We start from the raw sequence: 18,636 nt of genomic DNA, 5'->3' as shown, positions 1-18,636 counted from the left end.
TCCGCGGGATCCAGAAGATTTGCTAAAAACACTGGACCCCACGGACAAGCGCGGGGCGTAGGCAGAGATGTGATCAAGAGACAATTGGTTGCAGCCCGGGATTGGTATAGGTAGAACTTGTGATTATAGTGCGTTTTTTCATTTTGTTCTGTTTTTTAAGCATGAATAGGACTATTCGCGAAACCCTACTCCTTTTTTTAATAAAGTCATATTAATGAATGTAAGTAATGCTAACATAAGACAAATAATTCCCATGGCTAAACTGATATTAACCTCACTTTGACCAATCATTGCTTGTCTCAGTGCATTAACCATATATAAAATGGGATTTAGCCATGACACTTTTTGCCAAAACTCTGGAAGCATATTAATGCTGTAAAATACTCCACCTAAATAAGTGAGTGGAGTAAGGATAAAGGTTGGAATAATCATAATATCATCAAAATTTCGAGCAACCATTGCATTGGTAAAACCTGCCAGGGAAAATACAGCAGATACGAGCAATACAACCAATAGGGTCATCGGTAAGTGACTAAATTCAATGGTCAAGAAAAAACATGCAATTAGATAAACCAAAGCAGCAACGATTAGTCCTCTAAAAACCCCACCCAAAACATAACCAAGGAGTAAGAGGCTGTTGTGCATTGGACTGACAAGCATTTCCTCTATACTTTTTTGGAAGCGGACACTATAAAGCGAAGAGGATACATTCCCGTAAGAATTAACAATGACCGACATCATAATCAATCCAGGAGCAATGAACATTGGATAGCTGACTCCTTGAATGGAGCCGATACGAGGTCCGATTAAACTACCGAAGATGAGGAAGTATAGTGTGGTTGTAATTACCGGAGGTAAAAAAACTTGGCTTGCAATGCGGAACATTCGCACAAGTTCGCGCCTTACCAAAGTATATAATGCAATAACTTGTTGTTTAATGGCCATTTTTTATAAGATCCAAAAAGAGTTCTTCCAAACGATTGGTTTTATTTCGCATGCTGTGAATTTTGATTCCGTGCTGGGTAAACAATGCAAATGCATCATTTAAATTCAAATTGTTATCGACACGGAGCTCTATAGTTGTGCTATCAATAAGAGTGGCTTTAAAGGGGTGTAAATCGGGTAAAATATCGATACGGTTTTCTGTGTTAAAGATAAAAGTCTGATGACGCAGTGTTTGTAGTAAAGCCTTCATCGAGGAATTTTTTATAATTTCCCCTTTATCAATAATGGCAATGTTTTTACATAACTGCTCTGCTTCTTCCAGATAGTGGGTCGTGAGAATAATGGTTGTTCCTTCTGCATTAGTTCGAGTGAGAAACTCCCACATACTGTGTCTGATTTCTATATCTACACCAGCTGTAGGCTCATCAAGAATGAGTACCTTAGGTTGATGCACTAATGCTCTGGCGATCATGAGCCGACGTTTCATTCCGCCGGACAAGTGTCGTGCTATAGAATGCCTTTTCTCCCAAAGACCTAATTGTTGCAGGAGGGTTTCAACTCGCGGTTGTGCATTTTTTCGTGAAATTCCATAATATCCGGCTTGATTTATCAGGGTCTGTATGCAGCTCTCAAAAATATTAAGGTTGATTTCTTGAGGTACAAGGCCTAAACAGGATTTGGCCTTCTCTGGCTCTTTTTCCAAATCATAACCATGGATACTGATACTGCCTGATGTTTTATTCAGTAAAGTAGAAATTAAACCAATAGTTGTCGATTTTCCGGCACCGTTAGCCCCCAATAAAGCAAAAAAATCACCCTTTTTTATGGTTAAATCAATCCCTTTTAATGCTTGTACCCCATTAGCATAGGTTTTATATAATTGTTTAATATCTAAGGCATGCATAAAAGATTAAGAGAAAATAAAAAATATCATTATACACAATAATTACATTGTTTCGCGAGCATGCTTTTGGTTCAGATTAAAAGCAATGCGAATTAAGCAAGTAGCATTTAATTTGCTCTGCTTAAATCGAAAACACCCCTTGATTCAGCACAAAATGAGAATGAGTTTTCATCCATCCTGTAATACTGTATCGAGGCTGATGCGTGATACACACTTCATGGGGTAATTCACTATTAAAACATATGAAACGATTTTCTAATGGCAAAACGTTTTCAATTAACTGATCTTGGGTATTATAAAGTTTTAATTCGCCTCCAAATTCTGTTTCCCATTGCTTATTTAAATAATACACACATGAAATTTTTCGTGTTTTTTGCGTAGCGAATTGGTCGATATGTTTTGTGTAATAAGTACCGGGTTGATATGCGGCGAAGTGAGTTTCAAATTCATGTAAACCCAAAAAAGTGACTGATTCAATATTTGAGCTAACTGCTGCATTCGCTCTAAAAAGACGTGTATTGCTGGATTTGTTCCTATTTCATCCAGCCAAAAAATTTCATCGGTGCGAATGACATTATTTTTATGCGATTCAAGCTTAAGGCCTATTTTAGCGCCTCGAAACAAGCCTTGTTCATAGAGTTCTTTGGCCATTGCACGTAATGATTGGCATTGAGATGGTTCAAGAAATCCATCAATAATATAGAATCCCTGGTTACAAAGCTTATGAATAAGTTGGTCGTAATCAATCAAAGTACCCGTCCTTCAAGTTGATATTCATATTCGCGCCATTGTGGCATAAATTTACTCATTAACCCATAAAAGCGTTTATTATGACTTGGTTCTAACAAATGGACTAACTCATGAACAAGAACATACTCAAGACAAATAGATGGTTTTTTGATTAAGTTGAGATTTAACCAGATACGTGCAGCTTTAGTATTACATGAGCCCCAACGTGTTTTCATGTTCCTTATTCCCCATTCAGCTACTTTGACACCGATAACAGCTTCCCAGTTTTGAATGAGAGCAGGCAATAATATCTGCATTTGCTGTTTGTACCAACGCTCAAGAATGGTTTGTATCTGAGTAGGTGAACTATTGGGTTGAGCATAACAGTACATCAGCTCATTATTGATTTTAATTTGTGTAGGTCCCTGATGTTCTTCAATGATTAATAAATACTTTTTTCCCAGGAATGCTACAGTAGATCCCATTTTAAAGCTGCAATCTTCCTCAACAAACCGATTACGAATCCGCTCTCTTTGTTGATGAATCCATGCGCTTTTAGATTCAAGACTTTGCCTGATAAGCTGCTCACTGAATCGAAGAGGTGCGCTTACCTTAACTAAACCATCGGGGGGATAAATGCGTAAGTGCATGTTTTTGATTTTTTTTCTTGATATTTCTATGGGAATACCATCAAATTCAATGATCATCTCATTCAACTACGTGTAGCCTGGGTGCAGCGCAGCAGAACCCCAATCGCTAAGCTTCAGAAAACCCAAGCTTTGCTGCACTGCGCTCAGGCCATAATAACTCCCCAAAAGTTAATAAGGGAGCCAAATCCAAGCTATTGTACTATCTCTGCGCTCCGATACAAGGACTGTCAATATACTCGCCATTAATATCCAAAACCATATTCACATTGGCACGTTGATATCGAGCCAATATGTCGTATTGTTGTTTTGTAATATAGCCATAGGAGTTACCACAATATACAAGTGATGTGGCTCCAGGCTTAGGTTTAACGTGTACCGGCAAATCACATTCCCAACGAAATTGGGTTAAATCGCAATTTGCAAAAGCAAGATTAAAGGGTAAAAGAGATACAGCAAAAGTAACATACCATTTCCTTTTCATAGTGTGCACCATTTGCATGTTTATGTTTTTTAAGTATAGGATAAGATTCAAAAAAAGCATTAAAGGATCGTTATGCTCTCATCCAGTTCTGAATACATTCAAGCTCTGCGCGAAGGAAAATATCTTCAATTTTTAGGATGGACTGATTTTATTACCCGTACTTATGCGCTTGAGGATGCAGATGACACAGTGAATTTTTTGATTTTTGAATGGTTAAACAATGGTTGTTTAGAAGAAGATGCTAAAAAATTAGCTGTCCTGCAAGCGGTATGTGATTTGGAGTCTAGACCATTACAAGGAAAGTTAGAGTATTCGCTCAAAATCATTACGATGGCTTTACTTATCTGTATGGTTTTTCAGAAATCCGGTGTTGATGTCACGTTGCCTTCAGAGGAAAAAGTAAAGAGGGATACCGTAAATCCACTCATTGAAAGAAGTCTCAGGAAGGTGAATCAATTTATTTATCAGGAACGTTTGGAAGGGACGCAAACTCGGTTTTATCAATGGGTAGAACATGTTGATGCAAAGGAAAAGACTGATGTTTTTCAAAAGGTGGATGCTATTACGAAACCGAGATATCTTCTTGAGGATTATATTTTACACTTGGAACGTATCAAATTAAAAGATGATCAGCTTTATGCTACTCGATTAAGTATGGCTCGACGTTTTCTGGGTTATTTATATGAACAAACTGAATTGACCGCAGAGGTGACGGAGGTAATTGCTACTTACGTTAACTCACTTCGTGAATTGCACCCGGGGAAAGGAGAGGTAGAGCGGTTGGATGAAATTTCACCTCCTTCCATTCTGGTTCATACCTGGAGGTGGGTAACAGGAATAGGAATGAGTTTTTTTAGTATTGTTTTACATGAGAAAACACCTGGTGATTTAATTACCGGGTCAACTATGACGATTAATTCAATTGACACAATTAATTCTGAACTAAAAAAATAAATTGTCCAAGCAAAAGAGTTTTTATGGAAATTTAGTTAAGATTTGGTAATTTTTTAGTCTTGTCGTTAGTATTTTCCACTGCATTGTTCATTTCTGCTACACTTAAAATCACGTATCTCTATATCGGAAAAGATAAGAGGTAGGGTTTGTAAATCTAACTCGATATACAGGCTCTCGCCTACTTTAATATTTTCACGATTAGTTCTTTTCATATATTTCGAAGAGGTAAAAATGAAATTCAAATCGTTAATGTTCTCCGTACATGGATGGTTTGATAGTGGTTTAAAAGAAAAAAATTTAAAACAAGGAACGATACATTGGGCTAGAGCTTTTCTTTTTATATTAGTCCATTTATGTTGTTTTGCAGTTTTTTGGGTTGGGTGGAGTTTTACCGCAGTTTTTACTGCGATATTCCTTTTTTATCTTAGGATGTTTGCTATTACAGGTTTTTATCATCGTTATTTTTCACATAAAACGTTTAAAATGAACCGCTTTTGGCAATTTATTTTCGCTGTATTAGGTAATTCAGCAGCTCAACGTGGTCCACTTTGGTGGGCAGGGCATCATCGTCTGCATCATCGCTATACCGAAGAACAACAAGATCCGCATTCTCCAATCCAACACGGTTTTTTATGGAGTCATGTTGGATGGATTTTTTATTCAGATAATTTTAAAACAGATTATAAATCGGTACGGGATTTTGCAAAATATCCAGAATTGCTTTGGTTGAATCGATACGATAATATCGTGCCTATTTGTTTGATATTGATACTATTTGCAGTAGGCACTTTATTAGAAGCTTATTACCCAGACCTGCATACCAGCGGAATGCAGTTAGTGATTTGGGGCTTTTTTATTTCAACTGTTGCCCTATTTCATGCTACCTTTTCTATTAATTCCGTTTCGCACTTATGGGGTACACAAACATTTCAAACGGAAGATAAGAGCCGTAATAACTTTCTTCTGGCGTTACTTACTATGGGTGAGGGATGGCACAATAACCATCACTATTATCCACGCTCTACTAGCCAGGGATTTCGTTGGTGGCAAATAGACATCACTTATTATTTATTATGCGGCTTAGAAAAGATTAAAGTTATTTATGAAATTAACAAGGTTCCATTGGAATTAAAAAAGAGCAAGGTAAGCGAGCAAAAAAACAACTGATGAAAACCTCTTTGACGTCAAATAAAGTGTAGCGTTGTCTGGTTAATCAACGTATTCATAAAGACCAATTCATATTGTTTACACGATCTAAAATAATTCTGTATGCTTCAATCAATGCTATTAATAATATGAATGCCCTTTTAAATGCGTCGATGTGATGCTTTTAAAAGCATCACATCGATACAAGGTGTTTTCAGCTGAGGTTTGCACCTATTCTTTTCGTACCCTTGCAAGATTAAGTGATTCGAGCTTCTTGATGTAAAACCAACCGAGATCGAATTCATCATTTCTAAAAGAAAATTGGGCACTTGCAGGATTAGCATGATGATTATTGTGCAATTCTTCACCACAAGCGAAAATACCCCATCGGGTAACATTTTTGGATGTATTATCAATTGCAAAATTAGTATAGCCTTTGCTATGAGCAATGCCATTAACATAAAATGTTGCAATAAATGTCTCAAGAATCAATTGAGCGCTCCATACGGGGACAGCCCAAAGTCCTATGGCTAGAAATTCTAAGAAAAAATAAACAAAGGGGCCTTTATTTGAATGTTTTTCATATAATTGTTTCTCTAAAAAGTCATTATCACGAATGTCATTGAAGTTACGCACCATTTCATTAGTTCGTGATAAATGAGTAATTTCTATGCCATAAAAAAACATATTTTTGAGTCCAAAAATAATGGGTGAATGCGGATCTTTTGCAGTATCCGTGTATTTATGATGGAGATGATGAGTTGCTACCCATTTGCTTCTTGAGATACCTGTCGTTAACCACATCCAGAATCTGAAAAAATGGGTCAACAAAGGGTGATATTTCACTGCTCTATGAGACTCTCCTCGATGTAAGTAAATCGTCATGATAATCTCAGTTAAGTGTAAGGAAAATATAAAGAAGATTGAAATATATAACCAATTTATTCCTAAAAGACCTTCTCTCAATGAGGGATATATTATGGCCAATGACCACGTACTTCCTAATACAATAATTGAGAGAATAATCGATTCAATTAGAGCTGAATTAGATTTTTTCATGGCAAACACCTTCTACAACTTTAGACAGTACCTAAAAAAATTCAAGAACTCCCTTCTCCAGGTACTCTTGAGATAAACTTTAGAAATTGCACATATCCAGCAGTTACTACCCATGTTTTTCCAATTTGTCCTCCTCTTTAGAATTATGGACGAAAGGACGACCATAATTTTTATAGTATAGTTTAACTTTTGAGCAATTGAGGAAGGGATGGTGTAATTTGTCCCATACAGAGAGGATAAAAGGATGTTTATCTAAATATTCACGCTAACTAAGCTGATTAATTAAGAACAAAATGAACTTATCTGGGAGATATTTCAATAAATTAGTGACATTGACCAGTAATGGAGGGATTTTGATTTCTGCTTTTTTTCGTTCAATCCCATTTAAGATTTTTTTTGCAGCTTTTGTTGTATTGTAAAGAAAGAATTGGGGGATTTTAAGTTTTTCTGTTAAGGGGGTTTTTATAAAGGTAGGCAGGATCGTTGAGACAGCAATTTTTTCCTTTGCCAATTCAATTCTTAATCCTTGAAAAAAACTACGAACTGCAGCTTTACTTGCTCCATAGGCTTCTGCTCTTGGCAAACAAATATTGGACATGGCGCTACTCATGCCTACAAGATGTGGTTGTTTGCTAGCTCGTAAAAGAGGAAGGGCTGCCTCAACACCATAAATCATACTTAAGAAATTGGTTTGTATAATTTCTTCAACAATCATGCTGTCAAAATTTTTTACATCAACAGCTTCGTACTTACCTGCATTAAGAAATACAACATCAACATAACCGTATTTTTCTTTTATTTTCGTTCCTGCTTTTAAATTTTGACTTCTTTTTCTTACGTCAAAAACAAAAATATCAGCTTGAGTACTAGAGGCTACCTGCTTCAAGGCTGTTTGATTACAGTCAGAAAGAATAAGCTGATAACCGCGAGCAAACATTTCTTTGGCTACTGCTTCACCTATACCAGAAGCAGCACCAGTAATCCAAGCAATGGGTTTCATTTACAAACCTTTGAATGATACTGTCGATTAAAGAAAACGAAAAAACTATAATTTAAAATTATAGATTAATAATAAGAAATTGCTGGGAGGCACTCTTCTTAGGTTGTTATTTGCATCAACAGAGTAAGCTTATTACAAATTAACCTGGGATGGGATTATTCCACCATCCTCCTCCCAAGGACTGAAAAAGTGCTGCAGTATCACTGTAACGTGCTGCTTCTGCCTGAATTACATTTAAATGAGCATGCAGATAAGCCTCCTTTGCACTTAAGACGGATATATAATTTGTTTTACCCAGTTGGTATTGATTGGTGATGAGATTTAATCGAGCTTGTGTATTTTGTTCTGCGCCCACTTGTGCGTGAAGAAGTTCCGCATCAAACTCAAGTGCATGCAATACATCCGCTACGTCAAAAAACGCTTCAAGCATAATTTTTTTATATCGGGCGAATGCATATTCGTATTCTGCAATTGCCATTCTTCTTTTTGCACGTAAAGCACCTCCTTTAAGTAGGGTTTGTGCGATTTGCCCCCCATAATTCCATACATTGTTCATAGGATTAAATAAAGTACTTAATGTTGTTGAGAACCATCCATAATTACCTAATATATTAAATTTAGGAAATAGGTCCGCTGTTGCAACGCCAATCTCTGCACTGGCTTCATGTAATATCGATTCAGCACTCCGTATATCAGGACGTTGCTTTACAAGTTGAGAGGGGAGACTTACTGGTAATTCTGTAGGTAAGTGAAAACTTCTTAGATTAAAATGAGGCAGATGATTCTCGCTAGGTAATGATCCAACAAGTACAGCAAGAGCATTGTATTTTTGGGCTAAATTACTTTTAATAGGTGGTAACGTTGCTAAAGTTTTTTTAAGGCGATTTTCGCGGTTCAGTACATCAAGACGAGAAAGATGTCCTAGTTTATAATTATTTATTGTCATTCTTAATAATTTTTTTTGACAGTTGATGAGGGCTTGTGTCGTTTTTAACTGATCCTGTAGCGATGCTATCGTGATGCTCGTGGTAACTATATTTGCTGTTAAAGTTAAATAAGCCGCTTCTAATTCAAAACGTTCATAATCAATCGCAGCACGCAAAGCCTCCACTTGTCGCTTATTGCCGCCAAATAAGTCTAAATTATAAGAAACATTAACTGATGCGTTATAAAGATCGAATTGATTCCTAATGGAAAATGGAAGTTTTTGTCCAGGAAGAGGTGCAAGGTTTATTCCTGTAGCAAGTAAAGTATTCCTCTCACGACTTCCAAAAAATTGAGTATCGGCAGTAGGGAACAATTTTGGACCAGCAACAACACGCAAATTGGCTTGAGCTTTACGAATATTTGCTTTACTCATCTCTACTGTAGGATTGTTTTTTAATCCTTGTTCAATAAGAGCATTTAATTCTTGAGAATGAAAAAGAACCCACCAGGAATTGGAAATATCGCGATTGTAATGCAAATGCTGCGATTTTCCTGCAGGATTGGGGGCGCTTGCTGTTTTTGTGATGAGCCGACCATTATTATAACGACTAGTATGGGGCGCTTCAGGAGAATGAAAATTAGGTCCAACCCTACAGTTTGTAAGGAGTAGCAATGTGCATAAAAATAAAGAAATTTTTTGCATTTAGTCTTCTTATAAAATAAATTCCACGTTACACCGTACCACAATTCAATCTACTTCAGTTCAAATAGGTGCCGAATCATGATTCAAATAAATACTTACAGGTTGACCAGGGTGTAAATATTTAATCGCTGTAATGGCTGGTTTGGCTTCGATGCGGTACACAAATTTTGTTCTTGAGGTTTCGCTAAATATATAAGGAGGCGTATATTCCGTTTTAGAAGAAATATAACTTACTGTTGCCGGGTAAGTCTCTCTACATCCATCACAACTGATCATGACCTGATTTTTTAATTTTAGTTTTGCAAGTAAAGGCTCTGGCACATAAAAAATAACTTTGAGGTTTTCAGGAGCAAGAATCGATAAAACAGGACGTTCCTTCCCCACCAATTCGCCAACTGTAAAATAGGTGTCGTATATATATCCTGAAATTGAAGAGTATACCTTTTTATTTGACTTACTCCATTGAGCTTGGGTCAGTTCCGCCATAGAAGACTCAACGGCCGCCTCCTGAGCTGTTAATGAGGCTTTGGCATGACGGTAATTGTTTTTTACTTCTTCAAGTTGCTCTCGACTTACCCCCCCTGAAGTTATTAATTTTTGATACCTTTGTAATAAATTATTTTGATAGTCAAGATTAGATTGTTTTAATTCAGTTAGAACCATGGCTTGGGTAAGATTTGCTTTGGCTTTTTTAAGTTGGGATTCTTGTGGTTGCACATCCAGCGTAAATAAAAGCTCCCCTTTTTGGACCAAAGTCCCTTTAGTGGTATCTAAGCTAATGAGATTTCCTGAAAAATTGCTTGAGATGTAGGTATAATCCGCATCAACGTATCCTTGCAGCGAGTTTTTTTCCTCTTTACACGCAATAAGCGGCAGGCATAAGATTGAAACGATCAACCATCTTAGGAAGAACTGTTGCATATGATCTCATTATTCATTTAAGCATTCCAATAGGTAAGATTAGAAAATTATCATCAATTGACAATAATTGACAAGAAGCTAAACGGTAAAGTATCTGATCTAAAAGGTAAATATATCGCTTTGCCAGAATCAATAATTGTCAGTACGGTTACTATTAAGATAGTATATTCATACTGAATTCTTCTTGCACTTGCGCAGCAAAATCAATTTTTCTTGTTTGAATTACATGAAGAAATTGAACTGATATCAGCAAAATAATTTTCATGAAGTGGTTTTCATATTGAGTTAAATATTTGGAAGTTTTTTAGGTTCGATATTAAGGAAAATTAATGATAGAGGATACGTTCCTTCGAGTTTGGGGTATTGCAAAAAAAGAGTTTATCCAAATTCGTAGGGATAGAGTCGTTTTTTTATGGCTATTATTTGCTCCTGCGATCCAAATTCTTTTATTTGGCTTTATCATCAATACGGATCCGAAAAACTTACCGACAACAATTATTTCTTCAGAAGATACCCCTTTTACACGAAGTTTATTGGAGGGATTGAAAAACACTCATTATTTTTCAATTGACACAGCAGCCAAAGATGAAAAAACAGCAGAGCGATTATTACTTAGTGGTAAGTCATTATTTATTATTAATATTCCACCTAATTTTTCTCGAGACATCATTCGAGAAAAATATCCACATGTATTAATTGAAGCAGATGCCTCAGATCCACTCACTGTGGCAAATGCATTCCGCGCTGCGTCTGAACTTCCTGCACGAGTATTTGAGCGTGATTTGCATGGTGCTCTTGAATACCTAGCCCCTGAGGAAGGTGCTTTTGACTTTGAAATCCATGCTAAATTCAATCCTGAAAATATTCCTCAGTATAATACTATCCCGGGATTAATCGCCTATTTAATTTTTGCAACCTTTACTGTTCTAACGGCGGTATCCATTAACTCCGAATTTGAACGAGGTACTTTTGAAACGTTATTAATTACCCCATTAACACCCGGAAATATTATCTTTGGAAAAGTGATACCTCATTTTATTTTGGCTTATTTGCTTTTTTTTGTGCTCTTAGCAATTGCTTATTTTATTTTTTCGATTCCTTTTTATGGCAGTTTACCTCTCTATTTGTTGTTATTGGCTCCTTACTCAATATCCAATATAGGGACTGGGCTTGCTATTTCCGCACTTACCAAATCACAATTTACTGCGGTGAGTTTATCAAATGCATATATTCTTATTGCAACTTTAATTTCTGGATTTTTATTCCCATTTAATGGAATACCTCATTGGGCACAATATTTCAGCCAGATTATGCCGCTGACTCATTTTTTAAGAATAACGCGAAACAGTATGTTAAAAGGGGCTGATTTAGATATTTTATGGCCAGATACTTGGCCAATAATTCTTTTTACCGTATTCATTATTTTTTTAGCCATCCTCCTGTTTAGAAGAACGTTAGACTAATGAAAACGATGCTAAAAAAATCCGAATTTGAAAGGTACGGGTATCTATGAAGATGAATTCAGAACATTATGCAAATCTTATTTTACATCATCCGCTTTTTTGCCTGCTTGATTATCAGAGTGCTCAGCAGTTGCTAAAGTACTCGAAACCTGAATTTATAGAAGAGGGACACATCGTAGTGGATGGAGATCCGATTGATTGCATTTACCTTATTGTTTCAGGAAGAGCAGAAGTAACACGCTCAGTCCATACCTTGGGAAAACATAGGGAAATGCGTATTGCTGAATTGAAGGAAGGAAAGATTATTGGTTTATCATCAGAGGGTTTTGCATCAACTACTGGTCTGCATGCTGCCTCGGTAAATGCGCTTACCAGGATGCATTTACTTAAAATAAGTCTTTATGATTTTCTGCAATTTTTAAAACAACCCCAAATAAGATATCCCAATTTAAAAAAATTGAGTGAAGCGTTTCTTTTAATCCAATTTATTCGTTCTCATCATACCTTTCAAAATCTTTCCCATGAAAAAATACAGACTATGGTAAAGACAGCGCGTAATATTAAGATTTCTGAAGGGACATGTTTGTATAAAGAAGGAGATATAGCGGATACCTGTTATTATCTTCTAAATGGAGAAGTCGTTCTTTTAGATTTAAAAGAGAGTAGCTCTACCACAGTTGCAATAAATCAAATGTTTGGTGACAGTGAGTTTTTAACCAACATGAGAAGAAAAGAAAGCGCCTATGCAAGATATGACAGTGAGGTATTAATTATGGAAGCTGAGATTGTTAAGAATTTTTTCGCTGATGAACCATCATCACTATTTCAAAAAATGGTTTCTAAACTTAGAAAAAACAAATAGCCTCCGTTTTTCAAAATCTTTATAGGATTTTTATGGATAAAAGCAATTATATCATTGACGTAAGCCACCTTACCAAAAGATTTAATAAAAATTATGCAGTTAAGGATCTTGAACTGAAAGTGGAATATGGTGATATCTTTGGTTTTATTGGTCCAAATGGAGCAGGAAAAACTACCTCGATAAGGATGTTATGCGGTCTTATTACTCCTGATTCAGGGGTAGGGCAATGTGTTGGTTTTGATATTTTAACTGAATCACGTCAGATCAAAACCTTAGTTGGGTATATGTCACAAAATTTTGGCCTATATAAAGATCTTACCGTTTACGAAAATATGCTTTTTTTTGCAGAAATATATGGAGTCATCGATAGAAAAAATCAGATTGAAAAATATTTGCACAAATTTGATTTATACAAGCATAAACATCAAATTGCAGGTACATTATCAGGAGGCTGGAAGCAACGTCTCTCCCTTGCGGTTTCTTTGTTGCACGATCCTTTGTTGTTATTATTGGATGAACCTACAGCAAATATTGATCCTAAAGCCAGGCGTGAATTTTGGGAGCTTATGCATCAGTTATCAAGAGAAGGTATTACCATTTTATTGAGCTCACATAATTTGGATGAAGTGGATAAGTGTGACAAGATTGCATACATGTATTATGGTCGTACTTTGATGTCTGGAACTATTGAAGAAATTTTAAGAACAGTGGACTTGACTACTTGGGCTATAAAGGGAGTCAATTTAGCAATGTTGGCACATCAATTAGAAGCAACAGAGGGAGTGGATCAAGTTTTACGATTCCATAATACTTTGCACGTGAGTGGTAAAAATCGCGAAGAATTATCTCAGGCGATACAACCTTACATTAATAATGAATTTTTTTATGGAAATGAAATTGATTCAACTTTAGAAGATGCATTTGTTTGGCTCGCAACATTTGGTGCACAGAGATTATAAATGATAAAAATGGAACTTTGGCGAGTTTTTTCAGTTGCTAAAAAAGAATTTATTCAAATCAAACGAAATAGTCCAACTTTTTTATTATTGTTCTTAATTCCTGTAATGCAAATACTTTTATTTGGATTCATGATTAATACGAATCCGAAATATTTACCTACTGCGGTGATTTCTTCCGAAGAGAACTCCTTTACGCGTACGTTGCTTGAAGGTCTTAAACACACAGACTATTTTTCCCTGAAATTTATTGCAGCGTCAGAAAAAGCTGCAGACAAGTTATTGCTTAGTGGAAAAGGACTTTTTGTGGTTAATATCCCTCCTAATTTTTCAAGGGATTTAATACGGGGAAAAAAGCCACATGTATTAATTGAAGCAGATGCATCCGATCCAATTTCGATATCAAATGCATTCCGAGCTGCATCTGAACTCCCTTCTAAAGTATTTGAACGCGAGTTGCGTGGCTCTTTAGATTATCTTGTTTCGAAAGGACCACCTTTTGCATTTGATATTCATGCTAAATTTAACCCTGAAGGTATTTCACAATATAATATTGTACCAGGCCTAATTTCTGTGTTAATTTTTACCACCCTTACTCTTCTTACTGCAATGTCAATTACCTCAGAATATGAAATTGGAACCTTTGAAACGCTATTAATCACTCCTCTTAGTGCAACAAATATCATTTTTGGAAAAGTGATTCCCCATTTTATTGCTGGTTATTTTATTTTATTTGTTTTACTCATGATTTCTTCTTTTGTTTTCGCAGTTCCATTTTATGGAAGTATCCCCCTTTATCTATTCATCATGGCATTTTATGCTATTAGCAATCTGTCCTTAGGACTTGTTATCTCAGCATTTGCTAAAACACAATTTCAAGCTGTTGCAGCAATTAGTGGATGCATATTAGTTGCAGTGATGACCTCTGGCTTTTTATTTCCATTTAGTGGAATGCCAATTTGGGCACAATACATCGGTCAAATACTCCCATTGACTCATTTTATTAGAATTACCCGCAATATTATGTTGAAAGGCGCGGATTTTAATATTCTATGGCCCGATGTGTTGCCAATTATTTTATTTACCTTATTTATTGTAATTTTGGGTACTTTGATTTTTAGAAAAACTCTGGATTAAAATGGATAGGGAAGATAGGACTATTACTGAAATAGCTTAAAAATAAATCCCCGCATGCGCGGGGACAAATTGAATCTAGAACAGAAAGAAATTAAATATTAATCTGCTTTTTTAGCGGTTAATTTTTCTTTGATACGTGCTGCGCGGCCAGCCAAATTACGCAGGTAATAAAGTTTAGCGCGACGTACATCACCACGTCTTTTTACAGTAATACTATCAACAATAGGACTGTAAGTTTGGAATACACGCTCAACACCAACGCCGTGTGAAATTTTACGAACAGTGAATGCAGAGTTTAAACCACGATTACGCTTTGCTATAACAATACCTTCAAAAGCCTGCAAACGCTCACGGGTACCTTCGATTACTTTCACTTGAACCAAAACAGTATCACCAGAATTGAATTCAGGAATTTCCTTGCCTTGCATTTGCTCAGCATTCAGTTGGTCAATTATATTAGTCATGGACTACTCCTCAAATTGGTTCATCCTCTAGGAATCACCGTGTTCATACTTAAACTCAGCAAGCAATTGCTTATCTGTTTCACTTAACTGTATTTTTTCAAGTAAATCTGGACGTTTAAGCCAGGTTTTACCCAGAGATTGCTTTCTTCGCCACAGTTCTATATCTCTATGATTACCACCAAGTAAAACAGGTGGTACCTCTAATCCATCAACGGTTGCTGGTCGTGTATAATGAGGACAATCCAGTAAACCATTCATAAATGAATCTTGTTCTGCTGAACCAAGATGTCCTAAGCTACCCGGTATTAAGCGAATAATTGCATCGATAAATACCGTGGCTGCCAGCTCGCCGCCACTTAAAACAAAATCTCCAAGAGACCATTCTTCATCCACATAATGTTGAAGAACACGTTCATCAATTCCTTCATATCGTCCAGAAATGAAAAGCAGGGGCTGTTTGTCATTTACTACTTGATTCAAGTCATTTTGCCGGATTACCTTACCCTGAGGACTTAGATAAATCGTTTTGCAATGACTCGGCATTTGACTACGTGCCTGCATAATAGCCCCTTTTAAGGGCTCATACATCATAACCATTCCTGGACCGCCCCCATAAGGCTTATCATCAACCTGCCTGTAGGGCCTAGAAGACCAATCTCTGGGATTCCAGTAATCAATTTTTACTAATCCCTGCTCAATTGCCCTTCCCGTAATCCCATAATTCAGGGCATTAAGTATTTCAGGTATTAAGCTGATAACTCCAAGATGAAGTACCACTTAAAAATCCATATCCCAATCAACAGTAATTACTTGCTGCTTGGTATCAATATCTAATATAAATTTGCCGGGTAAATAAGGTATTAAATGTCTTTCGCTACCTTCTATCACCAGCACATCATTGGCACCTGTAGGAATTATTTCAATGACTTTTCCAAAAGGTTCACCTTGTTGGTTGATCACATTCATCCCTATGAGTTGGTGCCAGTAATATTCACCAGGTTCTAGATTTTCCAGTTGCCCCTGTTGAACTGCAATTTCTATATTAGTGAGGTTTGCTACGAGTTCACGTTCAGGATAACCTTCAATTTGGGCTATGATGGATTTATTTTGTACTTCGGCATGCAATAATTTGATTGGTTGCCATTTATTGTTAATAAATGCATGCCAATCTGCATACTTTAGAACATTATCACGAGGCTCTGTAAAGGAATGAACCGTAACAAAACCTTTAACACCATGAGGCCGCCCGAAACGGGCAATCACTATCCAGTTTTCCTGATTATTCACGTTATTAAGCAGCTTCGCCTTTTTTATTAAATTCTTTAATTAAAGCACTGACGCGATCGGATAATTGCGCACCCACTTTTTGCCAGTGACTCAATTTTTCTGTATCAATATGCAGCCGTACTTCTTGCCCACGTGCTATAGGGTTAAAATAACCGATGCGCTCAATATAGCTGCCATCGCGACGTTTGCGGCTGTCAGTAACGACCATATGATAAAACGGACGCTTTTTGGCGCCACCTCTTGATAAACGTATAACGACCATTGTTTTCCTCTACTTTAGAGTGGTTACGTAAAAATGCCGTGTATTGTACGAAAATTAATTCAGCATGTGAAGTAATTCTTGCGAATTATTTAAAATCATCGGGTAATATGCCTTTTAACCCAGCCATACCACCAATTCCACGCATCATTTTTTGCATCCCACCGGGTTTGGTAAATTTTTTCATCATTTTTTGCATTTGTTCAAATTGCTTTAATAACTTATTCACGTCTTGTATCTGTGTTCCTGAACCCAAGGCAATACGTTTTTTGCGTGAACCCACAATGAGTTTGGGAATGCGGCGTTCTTTGGGAGTCATGGAATTGATAATCGCAATGGTTTGTGCCATGGCTTTATCACTCACTTGATTCATTGCCTGTTGCGGCATCATTTGGCTGACACCCGGTAGCTTGCTCATCATACCAGCAATACCACCCATATTATTCATTTGCAGTAATTGTTGTTTGAAATCTTCCAGATCAAAACCTTTGCCTTTTTTCAGCTTTTTAGCCAGTTTTTCACTCGCCTGCTTGTCAGCTTTGCGTTCGACCTCTTCAATAAGGGTAAGAATATCACCCATACCAAGAATTCTTGAGGCAATTCGCTCAGGATGAAATGGCTCTAAAGCTTCTATTTTCTCACCGCTACCAATAAATTTTATTGGTTTTCCTGTAATCTGCCTTACAGACAGAGCAGCGCCCCCACGCGCATCACCATCTGTTTTAGTCAGAATGACCCCTGTTAATGGTAACGCTTCATGAAAGGCTTTTGCTGTATTTGCAGCATCTTGTCCAGTCATGCTGTCTACAACAAATAAGGTTTCAATCGGATGCAGTTCCTGATTTAAGCTTTTAATTTCGTTCATCATATCGGTATCGATATGTAAACGACCCGCTGTATCGATCAGCAACACATCCATGTATTGCTTTTTCGCGGTATCAAGTGCTTTTTTTGCAATAGCGAGAGGTTCTTCGTTTGCTTCTGCCGGGAAAAAAGTGACATCTATTTGTTCTGCTAATACTTTAAGCTGTTGGATTGCAGCGGGTCGATAAACGTCGACACTGACTACCATTACTTTTTTATTTTCAGACTCTTTCAAATAACGGGCGAGTTTTGCAGTACTGGTGGTTTTTCCCGAACCTTGTAATCCAGCCATTAGAAATACTGCAGGAGGTTGGGTTTTAAAGTTAAGTTCAGCACGCTCATCGCCCATGATATGGATTAATTCATCATGAACAATTTTAATAAAGGCTTGATCGGGATTTAATTCGGTTAAAACTTCTTGCCCTAAAGCCCTCTGCTTCACCTGGTCTATAAATTCTTTAATGACAGGTAAGGCAACATCTGCTTCCAGCAGTGAAAGCCTGACTTCACGCAAGGCGTGTTGTACGTTATCTTCAGTTAATCGACCCTTCCCTCGTAGATTTTTGAAGGTGCGGGTCAAACGTTCGGTTAAGGTTTCAAACATGATATGTTGCCCGAAAAAAATAGGAACTATAGCACAGAGAAGCTATGATATGAAACTATCCAGCCCATCATCCAATTTGAAGTAGGTTAAGGTTACTATCCTAGCTACAATCTTAAGGATTAAGTCCATAGGTATTAGTATAATGAAGGTTGGCAAAATTTGCTCAAATTAGGCTTTTAAATGATTTTTTCAGTGCGTGAATATTTAATTGGGTAGGCGAGAGCTAACCGGAGATTTTTCTTTTTCAAGCGAAGTCGGTATTTTCTGCAAATAGATAATTTTTTAATTTAGCAGCAAGTTTTTGATGTTGTTCACCTCCCA

At 36.8% G+C, this 18,636-nt stretch carries 19 protein-coding genes and 1 pseudogene; 6 read left to right on the top strand and 14 right to left on the bottom strand.

Features of this window, described 5'->3' with window-relative positions; all coding sequences use genetic code 11:
- Positions 1-171: 171 nt before the first annotated feature.
- The 5 genes and pseudogenes from FOLKNPGA_RS14925 to FOLKNPGA_RS14905 all read right to left on the bottom strand — a co-directional run bounded on the left by FOLKNPGA_RS14925 (position 172) and on the right by FOLKNPGA_RS14905 (position 3,709).
- Entirely contained in the window at positions 172-945 is a 774-nt protein-coding gene (locus FOLKNPGA_RS14925) for an ABC transporter permease (RefSeq protein ID WP_182350641.1), read from the bottom strand.
- Positions 935-1,849 (bottom strand): ABC transporter ATP-binding protein, encoded by a 915-nt coding sequence (locus FOLKNPGA_RS14920; protein ID WP_182350640.1) that lies wholly within the window; start codon positions 1,847-1,849, stop codon positions 935-937. Before FOLKNPGA_RS14920 ends, FOLKNPGA_RS14925 begins: the two co-directional genes overlap by 11 nt.
- Before the next feature lie 121 nt (positions 1,850-1,970).
- Positions 1,971-2,599, bottom strand: a pseudogene (locus FOLKNPGA_RS14915) (2OG-Fe(II) oxygenase).
- Positions 2,596-3,285: a M48 family metallopeptidase gene (locus FOLKNPGA_RS14910; RefSeq protein ID WP_182350639.1), complete on the bottom strand. Its 690-nt coding sequence runs from the start codon at positions 3,283-3,285 to the stop codon at positions 2,596-2,598. Before FOLKNPGA_RS14910 ends, FOLKNPGA_RS14915 begins: the two are co-directional and overlap by 4 nt.
- Positions 3,286-3,427: 142 nt before the next feature.
- Positions 3,428-3,709 carry a hypothetical protein gene (locus FOLKNPGA_RS14905; protein WP_019233437.1) on the bottom strand — a complete coding sequence of 94 codons (282 nt, stop codon included), beginning with the start codon at positions 3,707-3,709 and terminating at the stop codon, positions 3,428-3,430.
- A 72-nt stretch (positions 3,710-3,781) separates the two neighbouring features.
- Between FOLKNPGA_RS14905 and FOLKNPGA_RS14900 the strand changes: the two genes are divergently transcribed.
- Together FOLKNPGA_RS14900 and FOLKNPGA_RS14895 are read left to right on the top strand one after the other, a co-directional pair.
- On the top strand, positions 3,782-4,663 hold the full coding sequence (locus tag FOLKNPGA_RS14900; protein ID WP_182350638.1) for a helical bundle domain-containing protein: 882 nt from the start codon (positions 3,782-3,784) through the stop codon (positions 4,661-4,663).
- Between the two features lie 231 nt (positions 4,664-4,894).
- Positions 4,895-5,830, top strand: a complete 936-nt coding sequence (locus FOLKNPGA_RS14895) for an acyl-CoA desaturase (RefSeq protein WP_182350637.1) — start codon at positions 4,895-4,897, stop codon at positions 5,828-5,830.
- Between the two features lie 210 nt (positions 5,831-6,040).
- Here the strand turns inward: FOLKNPGA_RS14895 and FOLKNPGA_RS14890 are convergent, their stop codons facing one another.
- From FOLKNPGA_RS14890 to FOLKNPGA_RS14875, 4 genes are all read right to left on the bottom strand, one after another.
- Entirely contained in the window at positions 6,041-6,868 is an 828-nt protein-coding gene (locus FOLKNPGA_RS14890; RefSeq protein WP_182350636.1) for an acyl-CoA desaturase, read from the bottom strand.
- 265 nt (positions 6,869-7,133) lie between these two features.
- Positions 7,134-7,868 (bottom strand): SDR family oxidoreductase, encoded by a 735-nt coding sequence (locus FOLKNPGA_RS14885; protein ID WP_182350635.1) that lies wholly within the window; start codon positions 7,866-7,868, stop codon positions 7,134-7,136.
- Between the two features lie 139 nt (positions 7,869-8,007).
- A complete protein-coding gene (locus tag FOLKNPGA_RS14880) occupies positions 8,008-9,498 on the bottom strand; it encodes an efflux transporter outer membrane subunit (protein WP_182350634.1) in 1,491 nt (496 codons plus the stop codon).
- A 60-nt stretch (positions 9,499-9,558) separates the two neighbouring features.
- Positions 9,559-10,419, bottom strand: coding sequence for an HlyD family secretion protein (locus FOLKNPGA_RS14875; protein WP_182350633.1), 861 nt, complete (start codon positions 10,417-10,419; stop codon positions 9,559-9,561).
- A 329-nt stretch (positions 10,420-10,748) separates the two neighbouring features.
- Between FOLKNPGA_RS14875 and FOLKNPGA_RS14870 the strand changes: the two genes are divergently transcribed.
- The 4 genes from FOLKNPGA_RS14870 to FOLKNPGA_RS14855 are packed head-to-tail and all read left to right on the top strand — an operon-like array spanning position 10,749 to position 14,837.
- On the top strand, positions 10,749-11,882 hold the full coding sequence (locus FOLKNPGA_RS14870) for an ABC transporter permease (protein ID WP_182350632.1): 1,134 nt from the start codon (positions 10,749-10,751) through the stop codon (positions 11,880-11,882).
- 46 nt (positions 11,883-11,928) lie between these two features.
- The gene (locus FOLKNPGA_RS14865; protein ID WP_182350631.1) at positions 11,929-12,744 is read left to right on the top strand and encodes a cyclic nucleotide-binding domain-containing protein; all 816 of its coding nucleotides are present in this window, start codon (positions 11,929-11,931) and stop codon (positions 12,742-12,744) included.
- 32 nt (positions 12,745-12,776) lie between these two features.
- Positions 12,777-13,703, top strand: coding sequence for an ABC transporter ATP-binding protein (locus tag FOLKNPGA_RS14860; protein ID WP_182350630.1), 927 nt, complete (start codon positions 12,777-12,779; stop codon positions 13,701-13,703).
- Positions 13,704-14,837, top strand: a complete 1,134-nt coding sequence (locus tag FOLKNPGA_RS14855; protein WP_182350629.1) for an ABC transporter permease — start codon at positions 13,704-13,706, stop codon at positions 14,835-14,837.
- A gap of 98 nt (positions 14,838-14,935) precedes the next feature.
- Here FOLKNPGA_RS14855 and rplS read toward each other — a convergent pair whose 3' ends face one another.
- The 5 genes from rplS to ffh form a co-directional block, all read right to left on the bottom strand.
- A complete protein-coding gene (rplS, locus tag FOLKNPGA_RS14850; RefSeq protein WP_182350628.1) occupies positions 14,936-15,301 on the bottom strand; it encodes a 50S ribosomal protein L19 in 366 nt (121 codons plus the stop codon).
- Positions 15,302-15,328: 27 nt separating this feature from the next.
- Entirely contained in the window at positions 15,329-16,078 is a 750-nt protein-coding gene (trmD, locus tag FOLKNPGA_RS14845; RefSeq protein ID WP_182350627.1) for a tRNA (guanosine(37)-N1)-methyltransferase TrmD, read from the bottom strand.
- The gene (gene rimM, locus FOLKNPGA_RS14840) at positions 16,079-16,588 is read right to left on the bottom strand and encodes a ribosome maturation factor RimM (RefSeq protein ID WP_182350626.1); all 510 of its coding nucleotides are present in this window, start codon (positions 16,586-16,588) and stop codon (positions 16,079-16,081) included.
- A gap of 4 nt (positions 16,589-16,592) precedes the next feature.
- The gene (gene rpsP, locus FOLKNPGA_RS14835) at positions 16,593-16,850 is read right to left on the bottom strand and encodes a 30S ribosomal protein S16 (protein WP_058458735.1); all 258 of its coding nucleotides are present in this window, start codon (positions 16,848-16,850) and stop codon (positions 16,593-16,595) included.
- An 85-nt stretch (positions 16,851-16,935) separates the two neighbouring features.
- Positions 16,936-18,315: a signal recognition particle protein gene (ffh, locus tag FOLKNPGA_RS14830; protein WP_182350625.1), complete on the bottom strand. Its 1,380-nt coding sequence runs from the start codon at positions 18,313-18,315 to the stop codon at positions 16,936-16,938.
- Positions 18,316-18,636: the final 321 nt, after the last annotated feature.

Source organism: Legionella sp. PC1000, assembly GCF_014109805.1.
Lineage (GTDB): Bacteria > Pseudomonadota > Gammaproteobacteria > Legionellales > Legionellaceae > Legionella > Legionella resiliens.
The sequence above is the reverse complement of the archived record's forward strand: the minus strand, read 5'-3'. Positions and strand labels throughout refer to the sequence as shown.